Annotated in this window: 18 protein-coding genes; 8 read left to right on the forward strand and 10 right to left on the reverse strand. The window is 70.1% G+C overall.

All coding sequences use genetic code 11. The features are described from left to right. Window positions 1-42: 42 nt before the first annotated feature. The 5 genes from infB to pnp all read left to right on the forward strand — a co-directional run bounded on the left by infB (window position 43) and on the right by pnp (window position 6,918). Entirely contained in the window at window positions 43-2,655 is a 2,613-nt protein-coding gene (infB, locus tag MNO14_RS06275; protein WP_241945860.1) for a translation initiation factor IF-2, read from the forward strand. Between the two features lie 116 nt (window positions 2,656-2,771). Continuing rightward, a complete protein-coding gene (rbfA, locus tag MNO14_RS06280) occupies window positions 2,772-3,134 on the forward strand; it encodes a 30S ribosome-binding factor RbfA (RefSeq protein WP_241945861.1) in 363 nt (120 codons plus the stop codon). Between the two features lie 139 nt (window positions 3,135-3,273). Beyond that, window positions 3,274-4,245, forward strand: coding sequence for a tRNA pseudouridine(55) synthase TruB (gene truB / locus MNO14_RS06285; protein ID WP_241945862.1), 972 nt, complete (start codon window positions 3,274-3,276; stop codon window positions 4,243-4,245). A gap of 179 nt (window positions 4,246-4,424) precedes the next feature. After that, window positions 4,425-4,688, forward strand: coding sequence for a 30S ribosomal protein S15 (gene rpsO / locus MNO14_RS06290; protein ID WP_183426485.1), 264 nt, complete (start codon window positions 4,425-4,427; stop codon window positions 4,686-4,688). A 121-nt stretch (window positions 4,689-4,809) separates the two neighbouring features. Beyond that, window positions 4,810-6,918 carry a polyribonucleotide nucleotidyltransferase gene (gene pnp, locus MNO14_RS06295; protein WP_241945863.1) on the forward strand — a complete coding sequence of 703 codons (2,109 nt, stop codon included), beginning with the start codon at window positions 4,810-4,812 and terminating at the stop codon, window positions 6,916-6,918. Between the two features lie 407 nt (window positions 6,919-7,325). Here the strand turns inward: pnp and MNO14_RS06300 are convergent, their stop codons facing one another. From MNO14_RS06300 to MNO14_RS06325, 6 genes are all read right to left on the reverse strand, one after another. Next, on the reverse strand, window positions 7,326-8,432 hold the full coding sequence (locus MNO14_RS06300; RefSeq protein ID WP_241945864.1) for a hypothetical protein: 1,107 nt from the start codon (window positions 8,430-8,432) through the stop codon (window positions 7,326-7,328). 73 nt (window positions 8,433-8,505) lie between these two features. After that, complete coding sequence (locus tag MNO14_RS06305; protein WP_183426482.1) at window positions 8,506-8,664, reverse strand: hypothetical protein; 159 nt, start codon at window positions 8,662-8,664, stop codon at window positions 8,506-8,508. Between the two features lie 136 nt (window positions 8,665-8,800). Next, window positions 8,801-10,909, reverse strand: a complete 2,109-nt coding sequence (locus tag MNO14_RS06310; protein ID WP_241945865.1) for a peptidase domain-containing ABC transporter — start codon at window positions 10,907-10,909, stop codon at window positions 8,801-8,803. After that, a complete protein-coding gene (locus tag MNO14_RS06315) occupies window positions 10,909-12,165 on the reverse strand; it encodes an HlyD family efflux transporter periplasmic adaptor subunit (RefSeq protein WP_241945866.1) in 1,257 nt (418 codons plus the stop codon). The genes MNO14_RS06310 and MNO14_RS06315 overlap by 1 nt, the downstream gene beginning before the upstream one ends. 142 nt (window positions 12,166-12,307) lie before the next feature. Further along, window positions 12,308-13,534 (reverse strand): endonuclease/exonuclease/phosphatase family protein, encoded by a 1,227-nt coding sequence (locus MNO14_RS06320; protein WP_241945867.1) that lies wholly within the window; start codon window positions 13,532-13,534, stop codon window positions 12,308-12,310. An 8-nt stretch (window positions 13,535-13,542) separates the two neighbouring features. After that, window positions 13,543-14,295: an arginyltransferase gene (locus MNO14_RS06325; protein ID WP_241945868.1), complete on the reverse strand. Its 753-nt coding sequence runs from the start codon at window positions 14,293-14,295 to the stop codon at window positions 13,543-13,545. Between the two features lie 165 nt (window positions 14,296-14,460). Here MNO14_RS06325 and MNO14_RS06330 point away from each other — a divergent pair, with 165 nt between their 5' ends. Beyond that, window positions 14,461-15,096, forward strand: coding sequence for an EF-hand domain-containing protein (locus MNO14_RS06330; protein ID WP_241945869.1), 636 nt, complete (start codon window positions 14,461-14,463; stop codon window positions 15,094-15,096). 125 nt (window positions 15,097-15,221) lie between these two features. Here MNO14_RS06330 and MNO14_RS06335 read toward each other — a convergent pair whose 3' ends face one another. From MNO14_RS06335 to MNO14_RS06350, 4 genes are all read right to left on the reverse strand, one after another. Continuing rightward, window positions 15,222-16,370, reverse strand: a complete 1,149-nt coding sequence (locus tag MNO14_RS06335) for an RNA polymerase sigma factor (RefSeq protein ID WP_241945870.1) — start codon at window positions 16,368-16,370, stop codon at window positions 15,222-15,224. A gap of 108 nt (window positions 16,371-16,478) precedes the next feature. Beyond that, window positions 16,479-17,312, reverse strand: a complete 834-nt coding sequence (locus tag MNO14_RS06340; RefSeq protein WP_241945871.1) for a hypothetical protein — start codon at window positions 17,310-17,312, stop codon at window positions 16,479-16,481. A 1-nt stretch (window position 17,313) separates the two neighbouring features. Beyond that, window positions 17,314-18,195 (reverse strand): acyl-CoA thioesterase II, encoded by an 882-nt coding sequence (tesB, locus tag MNO14_RS06345; RefSeq protein ID WP_183426474.1) that lies wholly within the window; start codon window positions 18,193-18,195, stop codon window positions 17,314-17,316. A gap of 76 nt (window positions 18,196-18,271) precedes the next feature. Then, a complete protein-coding gene (locus MNO14_RS06350; RefSeq protein ID WP_241945872.1) occupies window positions 18,272-18,844 on the reverse strand; it encodes an N-acetylmuramoyl-L-alanine amidase in 573 nt (190 codons plus the stop codon). A 95-nt stretch (window positions 18,845-18,939) separates the two neighbouring features. Here MNO14_RS06350 and MNO14_RS06355 point away from each other — a divergent pair, with 95 nt between their 5' ends. Together MNO14_RS06355 and MNO14_RS06360 are read left to right on the forward strand one after the other, a co-directional pair. Further along, complete coding sequence (locus MNO14_RS06355; protein WP_241945873.1) at window positions 18,940-19,443, forward strand: MOSC domain-containing protein; 504 nt, start codon at window positions 18,940-18,942, stop codon at window positions 19,441-19,443. A 17-nt stretch (window positions 19,444-19,460) separates the two neighbouring features. Next, window positions 19,461-19,985 (forward strand): YqiA/YcfP family alpha/beta fold hydrolase, encoded by a 525-nt coding sequence (locus MNO14_RS06360; RefSeq protein WP_241946279.1) that lies wholly within the window; start codon window positions 19,461-19,463, stop codon window positions 19,983-19,985. Window positions 19,986-20,039 lie beyond the last annotated feature (54 nt).

A 20,039-nucleotide genomic window follows, 5' to 3' on the forward strand; every position in this document is an offset into this window, starting at 1 on the left:
TGCGCCGCCCCTGCGGCGGCGCGCAAGGAATCGGAATCACGAATGTCGCAACAAACCACCATCCGTAAGCTGGCCGCACTGGTGAACACGCCGGTCGAGAAACTGCTCGAACAGCTGTCCGAAGCGGGCATGCAGTTCAGCAACCCCGACCAGGTCGTGACCAGTGCCGAGAAGCTCAAGCTGCTCGGCTTCCTCAAGCGCGCCCACGGCAAGGGCGACGCCCCTGTCGAGGAAGTCTCCGCGCCGAAGAAGATCACGCTCAGCCGCAGCCGCAAGCAGGAGCTGACGGTCGGCGGCGGCAAAAACCGTCAGACGGTCGACGTGGTCGTGCGCAAGAAGGTCACACTCAGCCGGCCCGCCGATGGCGGGGCGCCGGTCGATCCGGACGCCGAGCGCGCCGAGATCCTGCGCAAGCTCGAGGAGTCGCGCCAGCGCAATCTCTCCGAGCAGCAGCGCCTGGCCGAGGAAGACAAGCGTCGCGCCGACGAGGCCGAGCAGCGCAAGCGCGAAGCCGAGGCCGAAGCCGAGCGGCTGCGCCAGGCGGCCGCGGCCGCTGCCGCAGTCCCGGACGCCGGCGAGAGCGCGACCGCCCGCAAGCCGGCCGGTGGCCACGCTCATGCGCACAAGGCGCCGGCGGCGCCGCGCAGCGACGACCGCAATGCCAACGCCAATGCCAAGAAGGGCAACCGCGGTTCGCACGCGATGGTGTCGGGCGTCGAGGACGACGACAGCACCGCGCGCTTTGCCGGTCAGTTGCACCTCAGTGCGTCCGACCGGGCGCGCCGCAGCACCAGCACGCGTGGCCGGCCGGCCCGTGGTGGCCCGCAGCGCCGCGGCAGCGCGCCTGCCCGCAGCGGCGCCGGTCCGCATGGCTTCGAGCGTCCGACCGCACCGGTCGTGCGCGAAGTCGCGATCGGCGAGGCGATCACCGTGGCCGATCTCGCCCAGAAGCTGGCGATGAAGGGCGGCGATGTGGTCAAGGCGCTGTTCAAGATGGGGGTCATGGCGACGATCACCCAGTCGATCGATCACGACACAGCGGTGCTGGTGGTCGAGGAACTGGGCCACTCCGCCGTGCGCGCTGATGCCGACGATGCCGAGAGCGAGCTGATCGCCCACGTCGGCGAGTCGCAGGGCGAGCTGACCACGCGTCCGCCGGTGGTCACGATCATGGGCCACGTCGACCACGGCAAGACCTCGCTGCTGGACTACATCCGGCGCACCAAGGTCGCCTCGGGCGAGGCCGGTGGCATCACCCAGCACATCGGTGCCTACCACGTCGAAACCGACAAGGGCGTCATCAGCTTCCTCGACACCCCGGGCCACGCGGCCTTCACCTCGATGCGCGCTCGCGGCGCCAAACTCACCGACCTGGTGGTGCTGGTGGTCGCGGCCGACGATGGCGTCATGCCGCAGACGGTCGAGGCGGTGAAGCACGCGAAGGCGGCGAAGGTGCCGTTGATCGTGGCGATCAACAAGATCGACAAGTCCGACGCCGATCCGAACCGGGTCAAGAACGAGCTGCTCGAACATGAGGTCGTGGCCGAGGACTTCGGCGGCGACACGCAGATGGTCGAGCTGTCGGCCAAGACCGGCGACGGTGTCGACGACCTGCTCGACGCGATCTCGCTGCAGGCCGAAATCCTGGAACTGCGTGCGGTCGCCGAAGGCCGCGCCAGCGGTACGGTCATCGAGTCCTCGCTCGACAAGGGCCGCGGTCCGGTGGCGACGGTGCTCGTGCAGCAGGGCCTGCTGGCCCGTGGCGACTACCTGGTCTGCGGCGTGCAGTACGGCCGCGTGCGTGCGTTGTTCGACGAGACCGGGACCCAGGTGCAGACCGCGGGTCCGTCGATCCCGGTGCAGGTGCTCGGCTTGTCGGGCGTGCCCGATGCCGGCGACGATTTCGTCGTCGTCGCCGACGAGCGCCTGGCCAAGGACGTCGCCCAGCAGCGCGAGACCAAGCGCCGCGAGACGCGCCTGGTGCAGGCTGCGGGCAACCGCATGGAAGACATCATGGCGCAGATGGGCCAGGCCGAGCAGCAGCTGTCGCTCAACCTGGTCGTCAAGGCGGACGTGCAGGGTTCGGTCGAGGCGCTCAAGCAGGCCCTGACCGCGCTGTCGAACGATCAGATCCGCGTCAACATCATCGTCTCGGGCGTGGGCGGCATCACCGAGTCGGACGCCAACTCGGCGGCGGCGGCGAAGGCGACGATCATCGGCTTCAATGTCCGCGCCGACGCCTCGGCGCGCAAGGTCATCGAAGGCAATGGTCTGGACCTGCGCTACTTCTCGGTGATCTACGACGTGATCGACCAGGTCAAGCAGGTCGCGTCCGGCATCCTGGGCATGGAGATCCGCGAGGAGATCATCGGTATTGCCGAGGTCCGCGACGTCTTCCGCAGCTCCAAGTTCGGTGCCGTGGCCGGCTGTATGGTGGTGGAAGGCGTGGTCAAGCGCTCCAAGCCGATCCGCGTGCTGCGCGACAACACCGTGGTGTTCGAAGGCGAACTCGAATCGCTGCGCCGCTTCAAGGAGAACGTCGACGAGGTGCGCAATGGCACCGAGTGCGGCATCGGCGTGAAGGCCTACAACGATGTCAAGGCCGGCGACCAGATCGAATGCTTTGAGCGCATCGAGGTGCAGCGGACGCTATAAGCGTCCGCGACGATCGGTGATGGGGAGTCGTGGTCCGCGAACGCGGATCACGGGTCCGCGCTCCATCACAGGATCGAGCAAGGCCTTCGCACCACCCAAGACGAATTACGAATCACGTGCCGACCAAATCCTTCCATCGCACCGACCGCGTCTCCGCCCAGCTTCGCCGCGAACTCGGCACCCTGGTCCGTGAGGCCGTGTCCGAGCATGGCCTGCCGTCGGTGAGCGTGTCCGACGTCGAGGTCACACGCGACATGGCCCACGCCAAGGTGTTCGTGACGGCGCTGCAGTCCGAGCGCGCGGCCGAGGCGCTGAAGGGGCTCAAGGCGGTCGCGCCCGAGATCCGCTTCCGTCTCGCGCGGGCGGTCAAGCTGCGCCACGTGCCCGAACTGCATTTCCACTACGACGATTCGGTCGATCGCGGCGAGCGCATCGACCATCTGCTGCGCGATCTCGACGACGGCGGCGAGCGGGCCTGACCGCCCGCGGCATGCCCGGCGGCCCGGCGTCGCCGCGGCGGCAGGGCCACGTGGTTCGGGACCAAGCCCATGCGCTGGGCGCCTGACGCCGCCCGCGTCCCGCGGGACGTCACTCCTCCCTTCGTCCGCCGATCCTCAGATGAGCCGTCCCCAGTCCCGCCCGCGTACGAAGTTCCGCAAGCTCGACGGCATCTTGCTGCTCGACAAGCCGGGCGGGTTGAGCTCCAACCAGGCCCTGCAGCGCGTGCGCCACCTGTTCCGCGCCGAGAAGGGCGGCCATACCGGCAGCCTCGATCCGCTGGCGACCGGGCTGTTGCCGGTCTGTTTCGGCGAGGCGACCAAGATCGCCGGCGGATTGCTGGGCGCGCGCAAGGCCTACACCACCGTCGCCCGGCTCGGCCAGGTCACCGATACCGACGATGCGGCCGGCCAGTTGCTGCGCGAGCGGCCGGTGCCGCCGCTCGATCTGGCCACGATCGATACCGCGCTGCGGCGGCTGACCGGGCGCATCGACCAGCGCCCGCCGATCTACTCGGCGCTCAAGCGTGGCGGCGAACCGCTGTATGCCAAGGCCCGCCGCGGCGAGACGGTGGAGGTCGAGTCGCGGCCGGTCGATGTGCACGCCTTCGAACTGCAGTCGGCAGCCGACTTGCTCGACGGCGTGCTCGACCCGGGCGGGGCGCCGCAACTGCGCCTGCATGTGGAGTGCGGCTCGGGGACCTATGTGCGCAGCCTGGTCCGCGACCTCGGCGAGCTGCTGGGCTGCGGCGCGCACGTCGCGCAGTTGCGTCGGCTTTGGGTCGATCCGTTTCGCGATCCCAGAATGTGGACGCTCGACGAGCTCCAGGCGCTCGCCGCGCGCGGCGAACACCAGCTCGAGGCCTGCCTGCTGGACCTGGAGGCGGGGATGCTGGCCTGGCCGGCCGTCCACGTCGACGCCCGCCAGGCGGCCCGGCTGCAGAACGGGCAGTCGCTGCCCGGTCCGTTCGCGGCGACCGGGGAGGTCGCGGTCTTCGGGCCGAACGGGCGGGCCGAGGGGCTGGCGCAGGTGCAGGGCGACGGGAGCCTGTGGCCGCGGCGCATGTTCCGGCGCGCGGCCGCCTCGGACTGAACGCGCCGGTCTGCGCGCATCGGAATGAATACGTCGCCTTGTTCGGCCAGGCCACAGGCGATACAATCTTGGCCGCCTTTTTCCAGGCGAAAAGCACTCTCCATCCACAGGCGGTCCGGGCGGTACGTGACGGTTGATCCGTCGCTGTCTCTGCGGGACGCGCGTCAAGAGCGAAACACATGACCACGATCGACAACAGCAAGATCATCGAAGAACACAAGCGCGGCGACAACGACACTGGCTCGCCGGAAGTCCAGGTCGCCCTGCTGACCGCACGCATCGTGCACCTGACCGAGCACTTCAAGACGCACAAGAAGGACCACCACAGCCGCCGCGGCCTGCTGATGATGGTCAACCGCCGTCGCAGTCTGCTCGACTACCTGCACCGCAAGGATGCAGACCGCTACAAGGCGCTGATCGAGAAGCTCGGCCTGCGTCGCTAAACCCGTCTCCCCCCGCGGCGCAGAAATGCGCCGCGGTCGTTTTTTGGGCGCGCGCAGCGCCCACCCGGCCGGGGCAAGGGTTCCGTCCGGTCCATCGCAAGAGTCATCAAGGGAATTCAACGTGGCAAAAGTGACAAAGAGCTTCCAGTTCGGTAACCAGACGGTGACGCTCGAAACCGGCGAGATCGCCCGCCAGGCCGGCGGTGCGGTCATGGTCTCGTGCGACGGCACGCAGGTGCTGGTCACCGCAGTGGCCAACAAGACCGCGCGCGAAGGGCAGGATTTCTTCCCGCTGACCGTCGATTACCAGGAGAAGTTCTACGCAGGCGGCCGGATCCCGGGCGGCTTCTTCAAGCGCGAAGGCCGCGCGACCGAGAAGGAAACGCTGACCGCTCGCCTGATCGACCGTCCGATCCGTCCGCTGTTCCCCGAAGGGTTCCGCAACGAGGTCCAGGTCATCGCCACGGTGATGTCGCTCAACCCCGAGGTCGACGGCGACATCCTTGCCCTGATCGGCGCCTCGGCTGCCCTGTCGCTGTCGGGCGCGCCGTTCGACGGTCCGATCGGCGCGGCGAAGGTTGGCTACAAGAACGGCCAGTACCTGCTCAACCCCACGACCAGCGAGCTGGTCGACTCCGAGCTCGAGCTCGTCGTCGCCGGTACCGCCAAGGCGGTGCTTATGGTCGAGTCCGAGGCCAAGGAGCTGTCGGAAGACGTAATGCTCGGTGCGGTGGTGTTCGGTCACCAGCAGCAGCAGGTCGCGATCGCCGCGATCAACGAGCTCGTCGCCGAAGCCGGCAAGCCGAAGTGGGAGTGGCAGGCGCCGGCCACCGATGAAGGCCTGATCTCGACCCTGCGCACCGCCATCGGCGAGCAGCTCGCGGGTGCGTTCCAGGTGCGCGACAAGCTCGAGCGCAAGGACGCCATCTCCAAGCTCAAGAAGGCCATCCTCGAAACCATCGCGCCGCACGCCGAGGCCAATGCCTGGTCGCATGGCGACCTGTCGAAGGAGTTCGGCGAGCAGGAATACCAGACCATGCGCAACTCGGTCCTCAAGACCAAGAAGCGCATCGACGGCCGCGGCCCGGCGGACGTGCGTCCGATCAGCTCGAAGGTCAGCGTGCTGCCGCGCGTCCACGGCTCGGCGTTGTTCACCCGCGGCGAGACCCAGGCGATCGTCGCCGTCACGCTGGGCACCGCCCGCGACGGCCAGATCATCGATTCGGTCGCCGGCGAGTACAAGGAACACTTCCTGTTCCACTACAACTTCCCGCCCTACTCGGTGGGTGAGGCCGGTCGCATGATGGGGCCGAAGCGTCGCGAGATCGGGCACGGCCGCCTCGCCAAGCGCGGCGTGCTCGCCGTGATGCCGACGATGGAAGAGTTCCCGTACACGATCCGCGTCGTGTCGGAGATCACCGAGTCGAACGGGTCGTCGTCGATGGCCTCGGTCTGCGGTTCGTCGCTGGCGCTGATGGACGCCGGCGTGCCGGTCAAGTCGCCGGTCGCGGGCATCGCGATGGGCCTGATCAAGGAAGGCGACGACTTCGTCGTCCTGTCCGACATCCTGGGCGACGAGGATCACCTCGGCGACATGGACTTCAAGGTTGCCGGCACCACGAACGGCATCTCGGCGCTGCAGATGGACATCAAGATCCAGGGCATCACCGAGGAGATCATGAAGGTCGCGCTGGCCCAGGCGAAGGAAGGCCGTCTGCACATCCTCAACGAGATGAGCAGCGCGCTGACCACGCCGCGTTCCGAGCTCAGCGAGTTCGCGCCGCGCCTGATCACGATGAAGATTCACCCCGACAAGATCCGCGAGGTCATCGGCAAGGGCGGTTCGGTCATCCAGGCGATCACCAAGGAAACCGGCACCCAGATCGACATCCAGGACGACGGCACGATCACGATCGCGTCGGTCAACGGCGCTGCCGGCCAGGCCGCGAAGTCGCGCATCGAGCAGATCACCTCCGACGTCGAGCCGGGCCGCATCTACGAGGGCAAGGTCGTCAAGCTGATGGACTTCGGTGCGTTCGTGACGATCTCCCCCGGCAAGGATGGTCTGGTCCACGTGTCGCAGATCTCCAACGAGCGCGTCGAGAAGGTCGGCGACGTGCTCAAGGAAGGCGACGTGGTCAAGGTCAAGGTGCTGGAAGTCGACAAGCAGGGCCGCATCCGCCTGTCGATGAAGGCCGTCGCCGAAGGCGAGGGCACGCCGGCCGAGTAAGGTCTGGTGTCATGAGACGTTAGAAAAAGCGGGCCGAAAGGCCCGCTTTTTTTCTTTGCGAAGTTACGGTCATCTTGCTTCTGCGCGCTCTGATCGGGCAGTTCGTCTCCGGAGCGCGCGTCGCGCCGGTCGGGGACTGCTCACCGGCTCGGTCAGCCCGCTCCGCGAAGCGGAGCGGGCGCGCGCCCGAGTCAGGACAGGGTGAGCATGGATGGCATGCGCGGCACTGCCGCGCGTCCATGCGAACGCCACGCGTGCTTCGCGTGGCCGGACCGCGAAGCGGTCCTGCCGAGGGGGGAGCGGCTTCCGGCCGGCATGCCGCTGCCCATCCGAAATACACCCCCCCAGTCGCGGGGGATAAGCACCGTGTGTTCTTTTCGACGTGCCAGAAAGTGCGGGTGCGCAGCTCAGGCTTCGAGGCTGACGCCTGGCGGCACGGTACCGGCGGTGTGCAGGCGCGGTGCGACCTCGGCCCACCAGTCGGCGTAGACCTCGCTATCGAGATAAACCGCGAAGCCGACATCGTCCGGCATCGCGTCCGGATCGCAATCCAGCCGTCCCTGCGCGAGCAATGCGCACAGCGTGCGCAACAGTGGAAGATCCGGCAGCGCCTGCTCCAGGAACAGAAACTGGCCCGCCTGGTTGACCTCGATGAAATGCAACGCGCCGCTGCGATCGACGACGAGGTCGACGCAGCCAAGCGCGAGATCGAGCTTGCGATGCAGCGCGAGCAGACCGTCGCGCCAGATGTCTGGCAGTGCGTAGGCGGACGTCTCCACCGCACCGGCGATCGAGGCTGACCGCCAATCGACCACGTCGTCATCATGCGGCGCATCGAGGCGCGCGGCGAACACGTGCGTGCCGATCACCGTCACCCGCAGATCGCAGACCTTGTCGATCGCCTGCTGATAGATGCCCGGACACAGTTGCAGGCTCGCATCGGAGGCGAGCATGTCGGCATCAACGACCCGCGCGTAGGTACTGAACAACCGACCGTCCGCATCCTGCCAACTGTGCGTCTGGAAGGGTTTGTAGACGACCCGACCGTGACGCGCGACGAACGCGCGGATGCGCGCCGGGTCGCTGGACATCAGCGTGGCGGGGAACGGCAGGCCGAGTTGCGCGGCGGCCTGCAACTGGATGAATTTGTGCTCGGCGCGCAGCGCCGACGCCGGCGGGTTGACCCACAGCGGTCCGGCAACGTCGCCTGCCACCGCGTGCAGATTGCCGGCGAAGCGGCGCCACTCGTCGCCGACGAAACGCTGGTCGGGCTCGGCCACGTTCGGCAATTGCGCCGGCGGCATCGGGCGTCGGAACCACACGCTGCGCGGCGTGCCTTCAGGTCCCCAGCCGTCGATGGTCGGTGTGCTTTCCGACGCAATCTCGAGCGTTGGCGCACCGGCGTGCCAGCCGGCGATCCAGCGTGGGGCAAGGCCGGCGCGGCGCAACCCCCAACACGCGGCGGCGGCATGGATGTCGTGCGCGAGCGACGACACGATCAGAGGCGCGGTCATGGGATTGGTGGCATCGGTAATGCAATGCGGCCGACCGTCGGTGGACGGCCGGCCGCGCGTGGATCACAGCGGATCAGACGACGCCCGGATCGCCCGGATCGTCGCCGTTGGGGCCGGTGGCGTGCGTGTGGTCGGGCTTGCCGCCGGCGACCGCGGCGACCTCGTCCTCGGTCAGCTCGCGGGCGGCGAGGCGTGCGATGGGGCGGACATGCTGCGCGTCTTGATGGCTCATGTTTCCTCCAGTGGCTTGTCCGGATAGAAAGGGGCCGGTCCGGATCCGGCGTCTTGGATGCTAGTCGCCCGCAGGCACGATGCGAACCCCCGGATTCCGGACCTGCGTCGTGTTTCCGGACTTTCGATGCGGCCGGTCAGGTGCCGTTTGCATCGTCCGCACCCTCGCCTTCGGCAACGCGCCCATTCACCAGCCGCACAACGCGATCGGCGCTGCGCACGGTCTCGGTACGGTGGGCGATGATGATGCGGGTCGCGTGCAGGTCGGCGATCAACGCATTGACCGCGCGCTCGCGCGGCACGTCGAGATGGCTGGTGGCCTCGTCGAGCAGCAGCAGATCGGGCTGGCGGTACACCGCGCGGGCGATAATCACGCGCTGCTTCTGGCCGCCCGACAACGCCGAGCCCATGTCGCCGACCAACGACTCGTAGCCCATCGGCATCGCGGCGATGTCGTCGTGGATCTGCGCGATCCGGGCCGCCGTCTCGATCCGGTCCAGCGTCGCATCGGGATCGAACACGCTGATGTTGTCGGCGATCGAACCGGCGAACAGCACATCGTCCTGCATCACCACGCCGAAGCGGGCGCGGTAGCGCGCCAGACCCAGGTGCCGGATGTCGATGCCGTCGATCAGGATCCGACCCTCACTGGGCGCCAGCAGGCCCAGGATCAGTTTGGCGAGCGTGGTCTTGCCCGAGCCCGAGGCGCCGGTGATCGCCACCGACTCGCCGGCTTTGATCCGCAGTGAGCAGTCGCGCAGCACCCAGGGGCCGCTCTCGTCGTAGCGGAACGACACGCCCTCGATCATGAGCTCGGGCGCGGGATCGGGGCCGGAGTGCACGGCCTCCACATCGGCCTCGGGCGCGGCCAGCGCGACATCGGCGATGCGCTCGCCGTGCATGCCCAGCAGGCGGAACTCAACCAGCTTGTCGACCAGCGCGCCGCCGCGCATCGCCAGCAGGTCGGCGTAGGTGACGAAGACCACCATCATGCCCGCGGTGAACCGGCCGTCGAGCACCAGCAGCGCCCCCAGCCAGATCAGGCCCACCCGCAGCAGGCCGAAGATCAGCTTGGAGAGCGCGCCAAAGGTCGCGGTGGTGCGCGCGATCGCGGCCTCGCGCGAGGCGACCTCCAACGTCGCGTTGCGCAGTCGCGCCAGGCGGGCGGCTTCCAGGCCTGCGAGCTTGATGGTCTGGATACCGCCGATTGACTCGATCATCTGGCTCTGCTGCCGCCCCAGGTGGACCAGCTGGGTCTCCTTGAGGTCGCGCAGGCGGCGGTAGGCGAGCCAGCGCAGCAGCGCATACAGCGCGAAGGCCAGCAGCACCAGGGCGGTCAGCGGCCCGCTGTAGAACAGCAGCAGTGCGAACACCAGCAGCACGGTCAGCCCGTCGAGCACCGCTTCGACGAAGCTGCCGGTCAGCGTCTGCTGCACCGACTGCACCGACAAAAAGCGCGACAGCACGCCGCCGACGCTGCGCTTTTCGAAGTAGTCCAGCGGTAGCCGCAACAGGTGCGCGAACAGGTTGCCGATCCATTGCGCATTGAGCGAGGCGCCCAGGTCGGCCACCAGCCAGCCGCGCACCGCCGCGATCGTCGCCTGGAACGCGACCACGCCGATGAAGCCCAGCCCGATCAGTGTCAGCAGGCTGGTGTCGGCGGTGACCAGCACGCCGTCGATCGTCCATTGCAGCGCGAGCGGCAGCAGCAGCGTGAACAGTTCCAGCGACAGCGCCAGCAGCAGGATCTGCGTGGCCGCCGGGCCGATGCCGGAGATCCGGCCGAACAGCGCGCGCAGCGGCACCCGGGTGCGGTCGGAGACCGGGGCGAAATCGGCCGCGGGCGTGAGTTCCAGCGCCACGCCGGTGAAGTGCCGGCCGAGTTCGGCCAGCGGCATCGTCACCGCGCCGCGTGCCGGGTCGTGGATCAGCGCCTGCCCGCGCGACACGCGCACCAGAACGACGAAATGGTTGAGGTCCCAGTGCAGCACGCACGGCGCCTGGAGCGTATGCAGATGCTCGGGTTCGGTGCGCAATGGGCGCGCTTCGAGGCCGAGCTCGCGGGCGATCGCCATCAGCCGCGACAGGCTCGCGCCCTGGATCGGAATCGGAAATCGCCGGCGCATCGCCGCCAGGTCGAGGTCGTGGCCGTGATGCACCGCGACCATCGCCAGGCAGGCCAGCCCGCATTCGGCGATCTCGTTCTGCTGTACGACGGGCACGCGTCGACGGGAAGACAGGGGCATCAGTCGGCTCGGGCGACGGTGGGACGGGCGAAGCGATCGCCGAACAGGCGCTGGTACAGTCGCTGGCGTTCGAGGATCAGGTCGGCATCGACGCCGATGTCGGTGCGCAGCGCAGCGTCGGCGCCCGGCACGTCCTGGCGATCGGGCCGCACCAGCACGCGGTACAGCGGCACGCCGGGCTCGGCGCCTGTGCGCGCATGCGCCGGAGCGGGTTGCGCGGCGCGCGCGACGCTGATCACCACGCCGGGCTGCTGACCATAGCGGCGGTGCGGGAAGGCGTCGTAGCGCATCTTCACGCGCTGCCCCGGCGCCAGATGCGCCACCGCCTGCGCGGGCACCCACAACTCGGCGACGAAGCGCGCATCGTCCGGCACGATGGTCAGCAACGACTCGCCGGCCGCCATCGGGCTGCCGGTCGATAGCCCCGACATGCTGACCACGCCCGGACGCTGGGCACGCAGCCGGATCGTGCCGCGTGCGCGGTTCTCGGCATCGCCGCGGTCCAGGTCGGCCAGCGCCTGGGCCAGTGTGCCGCGCTCGGTGGCCCGGGCCAGCGCCTGCTCGCGCAGGCTGCGGCGTCCATCGGCGAGCCGGCGCTCGGCCTCCAGGCCCGCACGCCGGGCGGCGCCAAGCGCGGCGCGCGCGTCGAGGGCCTGGTTCTCGTACTGTTGGACCTGGACCTCGCTGACGATCCGCGCCTCGCGCAGCGGCTGCAGCCGGGCGAAGACGTCTTCGGCATTGGCAGCCTGGCGCTCGCGCAGCGCGATCTCGTCGCGTGCCGAGCCGACCTCGTCTACCAGCGTCGCCAGCCGTGCCTGCAGGTCCGCTTCGCGGGCCGGCTGTGCGACGTCGAAGGCCTGCAGCGCCGCGCGCAGGCGTGTGCGTTCGGCCTCCAGGCCCTCGGCCACCCGCGCCGACAGCGGCGCGCCGCCATCGGCGAGGTCGCGATCGACCGCGATGTCGAGCAAGGGATCTCCGGCTGCGACGGTCGCGCCGTCGGCTACGTGGACGCGGACGACGACACCGGCCTCAGGCGCCTGCACGCGCTGCAGGCCGTCGGCGGGTTGCAGCGTGCCCGAAGCGCGCACGGTCCGGTGCAGGCTGCCGAACGCCAGCGTTGCGGCGATTGCCAGCAGCGCGGCGCCACCGAGTGCGGCGAGCAGCCAGCCACGGCGCGGCACCGGCAGGCTCACGGTGCCGAGCCACGCCTCACGGCGCGCGCGCAGCACTTCGTCGCGGAACAGCCCCTCGCTCATCGGGCGCAGGACTCGTGCTGGCAGGGCGGGGCGGCAGGTGGCATCCCCCGATGGTGCACGGGCGGCGCGCCGATCGCCAGCATGAGGGCGACGGTCACAGTCCCTCTATCGCCGGCCGACACCCTGCCGGGACACCAGGGCGTCAGCCGCCGTCGGTCACATCCACCCAGACCAGCCGATGGTCGCTGCCGTCGACGATGTCGGCGTGCGGCGCTTGCGTGGACGGCCAGAACACGCCGCTGGCGACCGGCACGTGGCCGACCGACGGCAGCACGTAGTCGAGCCGCAGATTGCCGACGCGCGGGCCGAAGCTGCCGGTGTCGTGCGCGGCCGCGCCGCGGTGCTCGAGATTGGCGCCGCCATCGCGCGCCGCCGCCTCGACCGCGCCTTCGCTGCGCGGCGTGGCCATGCGCAACACGCGCGGGTGTTCCAGCAGGCCGACGATCGCCTCGTGCGCCCCGGCACCATCGACCGGATCGTTGTTGAGGTCGCCCAGGATCACGAACCGGGCATCGGCGGCCAGCCCGCCGCAGCGCCCGGCGTCGTCGCACAGCCAGTCGTGTGCGCCCGGCGACAGATAGTCGTGCCAGAAGCGGATCTCGTCGTGGTTGCGCGCGACGTTGCGCTTCTCCGGCCCGTCGAACGCCGGCGGCGTGGGATGGGAGGCGAGCACGTGCAATACGCCCGCGGGCGTGCGTACCGGCACGTCCCAGTGCGACTTGGACGACAGCCGCAGCTGCGCCCACACCGCGTCGGGATGAAACGGTGTGCCGGTCGCCGGGTCACGAGGGCGCTGCGCATCGGGCATCGCACTCCAACTGAGCCACTGGAACGTGCGCGCGGCCTCGGCGTCGATGGGATACCGCGAGAGCAGCAGCATGCCGTACTGGCCCGGATGCAGGCCGTAGCCCCAGGCGTCGTTGCCGCGGTCGCGGCCCTCGCCGCCGACCGTGCCGTTGCCGTCGAGGTCCAGCCCGCTCTGCACGCCGGTGTTGACCGGTGCCAGGTAGCGGTAGGGGTAGTGCAGCGGCGCGCCGCCACCGGGCTGCGCGCGCTCAAGCCAACGGGTCTGGAACAGCGTGGCCGCGCTGCCGTCGGCCACGTAGTCGAATTCGTTGAGCAGCACGATGTCCGGACGCACCCGTTGCAGCACCGCGGCGACCTTGCGCGCGCCTGTGTCGTCGCCCTGCAGGCGCTGCAGCAGGCCACCGGGTTCGTCACTGTTGAGCGAGGTGTTGTAGGTGGCGATGCGCAGCGCCCCTGCGGCCGGCGCGGGCGGTGAGGCCGTGGTTGGGTGATCGCCGTGCACATGGACACGGACGCAGGCGGCCAGCACCAGCGCGACGACGGTGAGCAGCAGCCAGAGCATGCCGCGCCTCATCGCGCCCACGCCGTCATCGGACGCCATTCGCGTCCATCGAAGCCTTCGAGCGGTTGGAAATTGCGTTTGTAGTCCATCTTGCGGTGTCCTTCGATCCAATAGCCAAGATACAGATACGCGCGTCCCTCGCGGCGGGCCCAGGCGATCTGCTGCAGGATTGCCAGTGTGCCCAGGCCGCGTGTCGATGCATCGGGGTCGAAGAACGTGTACACCGCCGAGAGCGCGTCGTCGGCCAGGTCGGTGACCGCAACCGCGACCAGCCGGCCGTGCAGCCGCAGTTCCAGCAGACGCCCCTCGTTCCAGCGCCCGATCAGGAACTGGTCGAACTCCGCCGCGCCATGATCGTCCATGCCGCCGTCGACGTGACGCGCGCGCAGGTAGCGCCGGTACAGCGCCAGGCGCTCGTCGTTGCGTTCGAGCGGCAGTACGCGCGTCTCGATGTCGGCATTGCGCGCCAGCGTCCGGCGCTGGCTGCGATTGGGCACGAAGTCGGCGACCGGGATGCGCACCGCGACGCAGGCCCGGCACGCCGCGCAGTGCGGCCGGTAGAGCAGGTCGCCGGACCGGCGGAAGCCCCAGCGCAGTGCCTGCGGATAGGCCAGCGCGAGGCGGGGATCCTCGGGATCGAGCACGAGATCGCGGGCCACGCGCTCGGGCCAGTAGCCGCAGGCATGGGCGCCGCTGTGGAACAGGCGCAGTTCGTCCGCGACCGCGGCATCCTTTGGGCTGGGGCGGGGCGGTGACGGCATCGGGCCAGGATAGCGCCGGTCGTCGCAACGGATGCGACAGCGCCTGCCGTCTGCCGTCTGCCGTCTGCCGGCTGAACCGGCCCGGTGCGGCGTCAACGTCAGGCGCGGCGGGCGCGTTGATCGATGCACAAGGCGGCGCCGTGCCGTCCGTAACGGGAACCCCACATGCACAAGACCCTGCTCTCGGCGGCGCTGCTCGCCGCACTGACCTTCGCTGCCGGCACCGCGTCGGCCCGTTCGCCGGCGGTGGCCGAGGGCGCCACGTCCACCGGGACCGAGGCGCCGGCACACCGCGGCCACGGCCGGCCTGGCCTGCCCCGCGATCCGGTCGACGCGTTGGCGCGCCTGGACACCGATGGCGATGGCCGCATCAGCCGGGCCGAGGCCGAAGCGGGGCAGCAGGCCTGGCAGGCGCGACGCGAGGCCCGATTGGCCGCGCATGCAGCGCGCGATGGCGCACGCAAGCCGCATGGCGGCCCGCACGGCCCGCATGCGCGTGGCGGGCGCGGTTTCGATCTGGTGGCCGACTTCGCGTCGATCGACCGCGATGGCGATGGCTATTTGACCCGGAGCGAGCTGCGGCGTTGGCATGACGCCAAGCAAGCCGAACGTCGCACCGAGGGCGAGCGTCGTTTCGACGCGATGTTCCGCGCCGCCGACCTCAACGGCGATGGCCGGCTGAGCCGGGTCGAGGTCGACGAGGCGATGCCGTGGCTGGCGCCGCGCTTCGCCTGGTTCGACGAGAACCGCGACGGCACGCTGAGCCGCGAGGAACTGCGGGCAGCTCGGCCGCAGCGTTGAGGAAACCGGGCCGAAGGCGTTGCATCACGCGCCGCCTTCGGCGCTGCACGTCGGCGCGCGTGCGTCGGCCATGCGCGTTTTAGCGGCGCGCCATCGAACGCGGCCGCCAAGTGCGGCCGCTGCGGTCAATGCCCGCGCAGGCCGACGATCACCAGCAGGCCGATCACCAACAGGCTGCTCAGCAGCATGCCGGCGCGGCCGAAGGTTAGCTCATAGATCCGCGCGCGACGCCGCGCCCCGACCGGATCGCGGGCGGCGTCGCGGGCGAGCAGGGGATTCATCAACCGCGGCAGATGGGTCAAGGCCGGCAACGTCATCGCGACCAGCAGGGTCACGGTCGCGATGCAGAACGCGGTGTAGCTGTTGTCCGAGACCGCATACGCCAGGCCCACGAATGCACCGCCGATCACCGAGGCCAGCATCCAGCGATCGTAGAAGCGCAGCAGCGCGCGCCGCTCGTCGTCGGTGTCGGTGTACTGCAGCAGCAGCTTGCGGCACAGCCACCAGGTCAACGCCCCGAACACCAGGCTGGCGCCCGCGGCACCGGCCGAGCCGAACAGCGCCTTGCCGGCGACGCCGCTGCCGATCGTGCCGCCGGCCGCACCGGCCGCTATCGCCGGCTTGGTGAACGTCGCGAGCCCGCCGACGACGAGCACGGTGAACGCGGTGCCGGGCGCGGAGCCTTCGGCGAAGTCGCGGAACCGCTCGATCAGATCCTCGCGCAGGCTGCGGCGCGCGCGCGACAGGCGTTTGCGCACAGCCGCGTCCGACAGGCCGAGCAGCGCGGCGACCTGCCGGGAGTTGCCCCCCTCGCGGTAATACAGCAGCAGCACTTCGCGGCTGTCGTCAGGCAGTTCAGAGATCAGGTCGGCGGCCACGCGCCCGCTCTCGTCGTCGATGATCCGCTGCATCGGACAGCTATCGGGATCGGCGGCCTGCGCAATCGCAAGGTCTGCGACCTCGCCGGCGACCAGCCGGTCGCGGCGCGCGCGCAGATGGTCGCGCGCGAGGTTGCGGGTGATCTGGCGCAGCCACGGCAGGAAGCTGGTGGGGTTCTGCAGCCGCCCGAGCTGCTGCCAGGCCTTGAGATAAGCCTCCTGCGCGATGTCCTGGCTGGCCTGCATGTCGCGGGTGATCGCCAGCGCGATCGCGGTCGTGGCGTTCTGGCTCAGCCGCACGATGCGGCCGTAGGCGGCCTGGTCGCCATCGCGCGCGGCGGGCAGCTCCTGGTGGATCCGGTCTTCGAGGCTCGGGTCGGCGGCAATCGCGGACATCGGTCGCTTCCAGCTGAGGATCTGACCAGGACGCATCCGGGCCGCCGGATGTGACCGGCCAGCCGATCATGCCGCATCCGTGCAGCCGCGCGCAGCGAGACGTTCCGGCTACTTGGCCGGCGCGAAGCGCCAGTCGCGGCCTTGCCGCTGGACGTCGAAGGTGTGGGTAATCATGCCCTGGGCAGCGTCGCTGCCGCCGCTCGACAACTCGACCGTGCCCCGGCCCGAGCCGTCGGTGCGGTAGTTGTGGATCTCCAGCCATGCGGCCTGGCCGTCGCCGCCCGTGCAGGCCGACGCCGGCAGCACCTGCGGATAGCCGGCCTCGAGCTCGGCCAGCAGCGGGGCGGTCGGGGTGTCGCCATCGACCGCCACGCAGACCGGCCCCGATTGCGCGCGCAGAGCATCGGCGAACACGCTGGCGGCCAGCGCCTGCGGCACCGGGATGCGGTGGACGCCGGCCTCGACCGTCTGCGGCAGCATGTCCAGCGACGGTCCCTGCGCGGCGACCGGCGCGGTGGTGGGCGCAGGGGCCGGCGCATCGGGCGAGGGCCGCGACCACCAGGACAGCCCGATCACCACGACCGCACCACCCAGCAGCGCATAGCGGATCTTCGCCGCCCGGCTCAGGCCCCGGCGCGGTGGCGGCGTATTGTCGGCCGCGAACGTCAGCTCGCCCTGCGCCAGGTAGCTGCGCGTCGAAGGTTGAGTCTGCAGCAGGCCGGTGTCGCGCAGCAGCGCGCGGGCGCGCGGCTGGTCCTCCGAGCGCGTCACCCAGACTGCGGGCCGCGGACCGGCGGCCTGGTCGCGATAGCTGAAGGTGCCGCGCCGGTTGCCCTTGTAGGAGCGGCCGTTGCTGATCTGCACCTCGATGCCTTCGGCGCGCAGCATGTCGGCGACGCGCTCGACGTTTTCCAGGCGCGCGCTGGAGAAAACCTGGCGCATGTCAGTCGGCCGCCGGCGGGGTGTCGGGACGCACGCGGATCATGCCTTCCTGCGCACTGCTGGCAACCAGGCGCCCGGTGCGGTCGAAGATCTGGCCGCGGGCCAGGCCCCGCGCATCCTGCGCGCTCGGGCTGTCGAGCGAGTACAGCAGCCAATCGTCGACCCGGAACGGACGATGGAACCACAGCGCGTGGTCGAGCGAGGCCATCTGCACGTTCGGCTGGTAGTAGCTGATGCCGTGCGGGAAGGTGGCGGTGCCGAGCAGATGGAAATCGGAGGCGTAGGCGAGCAGCGCGCGGTGCAGCGACGGCGCGTCGCCGACGCGCTCCGACAGCCGGAACCATACCTGCTGGAACGGTGGGCGCTTGGGCGGCTGCAGTTCGTCGCGCGGATAGACGTGGCGGAACTCGAACGGGCCGCTGCGGTCGAGCCAGCGCTGGACCTTGACCGGCAGCCGGGCCAGCACCTCGGCCGGCAGCGGGTCCTGCGGAGCGATGTCTTCGGGCGCCGGCACTTCGGGCATCGTCAGCTGGTGCGTGGCGCCGGCTTCGGCCTCCTGGAACGAGGCCGCACAGAAGAAGATCACCTTGCCGTGCTGGATCGCGGTGACGCGGCGCACCGAGAAGCTGCCGCCGTCGCGGGTGCGGTCGACGTCGTAGACGATCGGCGCGTCGACATCGCCGGCGCGCAGGAAGTAGGCATGCAGCGAATGCGCCGGGCGTGGCGCGGTCATCGTCGCCTGTGCGGCCGACAGCGCCTGGCCGAGCACCTGGCCGCCGAACACGTACTTGGTGCCGATGTCGCGGCTCTGGCCACGGAACAGATTGTCCTCGAGGCGCTCGAGCGAAAGCAGGTCGATCAGTTCCGAAACGGGCGGGGTCATCGCGGCAGAGTCGTGGCGGGCAGCACCGGGCGGACGATTATAGGGGGCGCCCGGCGCCCGGCCCCGATCGCGACATTCAGGCGACGATGCGGCGCAATGGCACCTGCGCCAGCACCGCGTCCCAGGGGAAGCGCGGGCCGGGGTCGCGCTTGCGCGGCACGCGCAGTTGCGGATCGTCGCTGGCCGGGACCTGCTCGACATCGAGGTCCTCGTGGCCGGCGATCGCGCGCAGCGACGGCAAGGTGTCGCACAGCTGTCGCAGCAGCACGATCAGTGCCTCGATCTGCGCATCGGGGTAGGGCTCGTCCATCGCCTGGTGACGCGAGTCGAGCCAGTGCGGGAAGCGCCCGCGGTTGACCAGTTCGATGCCCACCGATTCGGCGTTACGGCCGCGCACATGGTGGGCGACATGTTCGGCGGGCACGTACTCGACGATCGTGCCGTCGCGGTCGATGTACCAATGCCCGCTGTTGCCGGTGCCGGCGGCATAGAGCACGCGCTCGCCATAGCTGCGCGCGGTCGCCAGGTCCGGCAGTTCGGTGCAGTGGATCACCACCAGCGCGATGTCGGCGCGCGCGCGGCGCGGCAGCCGGTCCACGTAGGGAAGCGGCTGCTGCACGAGGGTCGGAATGGGCGCGGCAACGGGCATGGCGCGGATGGTAGCCCGGATCGCGCAGCGCGGCCGCGCCGTCAGCCCAGGCACGCGCGCGTGTCCAAGGGATGTTCCGGGCTACCATTGCGCGGATGAGACTTCCGCCGCCCGATTCCCCGCTGCACGCCTTGATGACGCAGTTTCCTCGCACCGGCCGGCTCGACTGGATCGGCCTGCGTCCGGCGCGCGATGTCCCGATGACGGTCGTGGAGACCGCGCAGGCGCACACCGGCGCAGGACTGGCCGGCGACCGCTACACCGGCGGCAGCGGCAAGCGCGGCGCGACGCTGATTCAGGCCGAACACCTGCCGGCGATCGCCGCGTTCAGTGGCCGGGACACGGTCGCGCCGGCGACCTTGCGCCGCAATCTGGTCGTTTCGGGCATTCCGCTGATCGCGTTCAAGGGCCGGCGCTTCCGCATCGGCGAGGTCGTGTTCGAAGGCACCGATCCCTGCGATCCGTGTTCGCGCATGGAGACCGCGCTCGGCGCCGGCGGTTACAACGCGATGCGCGGCATGGGCGGGCTGTGCGCGCGGATCCTGCACGGCGGCACCTTGCGCGTCGGCGACGCCGTGCACTGGGAGGCCGCGGCATGAGCGCGCGGCGCACGCCGATGCGAGGCCATTGCATCCTCTCGCACGGCTTCGAAAGCGGGCCGGACGCGACCAAGGTGACCGCGCTGGCACAGGCGGCCGAGGCGCTGGGCTGGACCCATGAGCGCCCCGACTACACCGACCTGGACGCGCGGCGCGAGGTGAGCCCGCTGGGCGATGTCGGTGCGCGTATCGAGCGTTTGATGCAGGCCGCGACGGCCGCGGCTGCGCGCGGCCCGGTGGTGCTGGCCGGCTCGAGCCTGGGCGCCTGGATCGCCGGACACGTCTCGCAACGGGTGCCGGTCGCGGCGCTGTTCCTGATGGCGCCGCCGGTCCGGCTCGATGCCGCGCATCCGTTGCAGGCCGCCGAGGTCCCGCTGTCGGTGATCCACGGCTGGCACGACGAACTGATCCCGGCCGCCGATGTCGTCGAGTGGACCCGCGCGCGGCGCGGCCGGCTGCTGCTGGTCGACGACGACCACCGCCTGGGCGCGCATGTCGCCGCCTCGGCGCAGGCCTTTGCCGAATTGCTGGTGCGGTTGTAGGGCGGCATCGGCAGAACGCGCGCGCAAGGCCCGACCGAGGCCGCGGTGGCGACA

Origin of the sequence: Luteimonas sp. S4-F44 (assembly GCF_022637415.1) — a bacterium.
Classification (GTDB): Bacteria; Pseudomonadota; Gammaproteobacteria; order Xanthomonadales; family Xanthomonadaceae; genus Luteimonas.

Bases quoted from the DNA above. Each gene is read 5' to 3' on its own strand.
- infB (WP_241945860.1), top strand. From the start codon at position 43: ATGTCGCAACAAACCACCATCCGTAAGCTGGCCGCACTGGTGAACACG.
- truB (WP_241945862.1), top strand. From the start codon at position 3,274: ATGAGCCGTCCCCAGTCCCGCCCGCGTACGAAGTTCCGCAAGCTCGAC.
- rpsO (WP_183426485.1), top strand. From the start codon at position 4,425: ATGACCACGATCGACAACAGCAAGATCATCGAAGAACACAAGCGCGGC.
- MNO14_RS06300 (WP_241945864.1), bottom strand. From the start codon at position 8,432: ATGACCGCGCCTCTGATCGTGTCGTCGCTCGCGCACGACATCCATGCC.
- MNO14_RS06305 (WP_183426482.1), bottom strand. From the start codon at position 8,664: ATGAGCCATCAAGACGCGCAGCATGTCCGCCCCATCGCACGCCTCGCC.
- MNO14_RS06310 (WP_241945865.1), bottom strand. From the start codon at position 10,909: ATGCCCCTGTCTTCCCGTCGACGCGTGCCCGTCGTACAGCAGAACGAG.
- MNO14_RS06315 (WP_241945866.1), bottom strand. From the start codon at position 12,165: ATGAGCGAGGGGCTGTTCCGCGACGAAGTGCTGCGCGCGCGCCGTGAG.
- MNO14_RS06320 (WP_241945867.1), bottom strand. From the start codon at position 13,534: ATGCTCTGGCTGCTGCTCACCGTCGTCGCGCTGGTGCTGGCCGCCTGC.
- MNO14_RS06325 (WP_241945868.1), bottom strand. From the start codon at position 14,295: ATGCCGTCACCGCCCCGCCCCAGCCCAAAGGATGCCGCGGTCGCGGAC.
- MNO14_RS06330 (WP_241945869.1), top strand. From the start codon at position 14,461: ATGCACAAGACCCTGCTCTCGGCGGCGCTGCTCGCCGCACTGACCTTC.
- MNO14_RS06335 (WP_241945870.1), bottom strand. From the start codon at position 16,370: ATGTCCGCGATTGCCGCCGACCCGAGCCTCGAAGACCGGATCCACCAG.
- MNO14_RS06340 (WP_241945871.1), bottom strand. From the start codon at position 17,312: ATGCGCCAGGTTTTCTCCAGCGCGCGCCTGGAAAACGTCGAGCGCGTC.
- tesB (WP_183426474.1), bottom strand. From the start codon at position 18,195: ATGACCCCGCCCGTTTCGGAACTGATCGACCTGCTTTCGCTCGAGCGC.
- MNO14_RS06350 (WP_241945872.1), bottom strand. From the start codon at position 18,844: ATGCCCGTTGCCGCGCCCATTCCGACCCTCGTGCAGCAGCCGCTTCCC.
- MNO14_RS06355 (WP_241945873.1), top strand. From the start codon at position 18,940: ATGAGACTTCCGCCGCCCGATTCCCCGCTGCACGCCTTGATGACGCAG.
- MNO14_RS06360 (WP_241946279.1), top strand. From the start codon at position 19,461: ATGCGAGGCCATTGCATCCTCTCGCACGGCTTCGAAAGCGGGCCGGAC.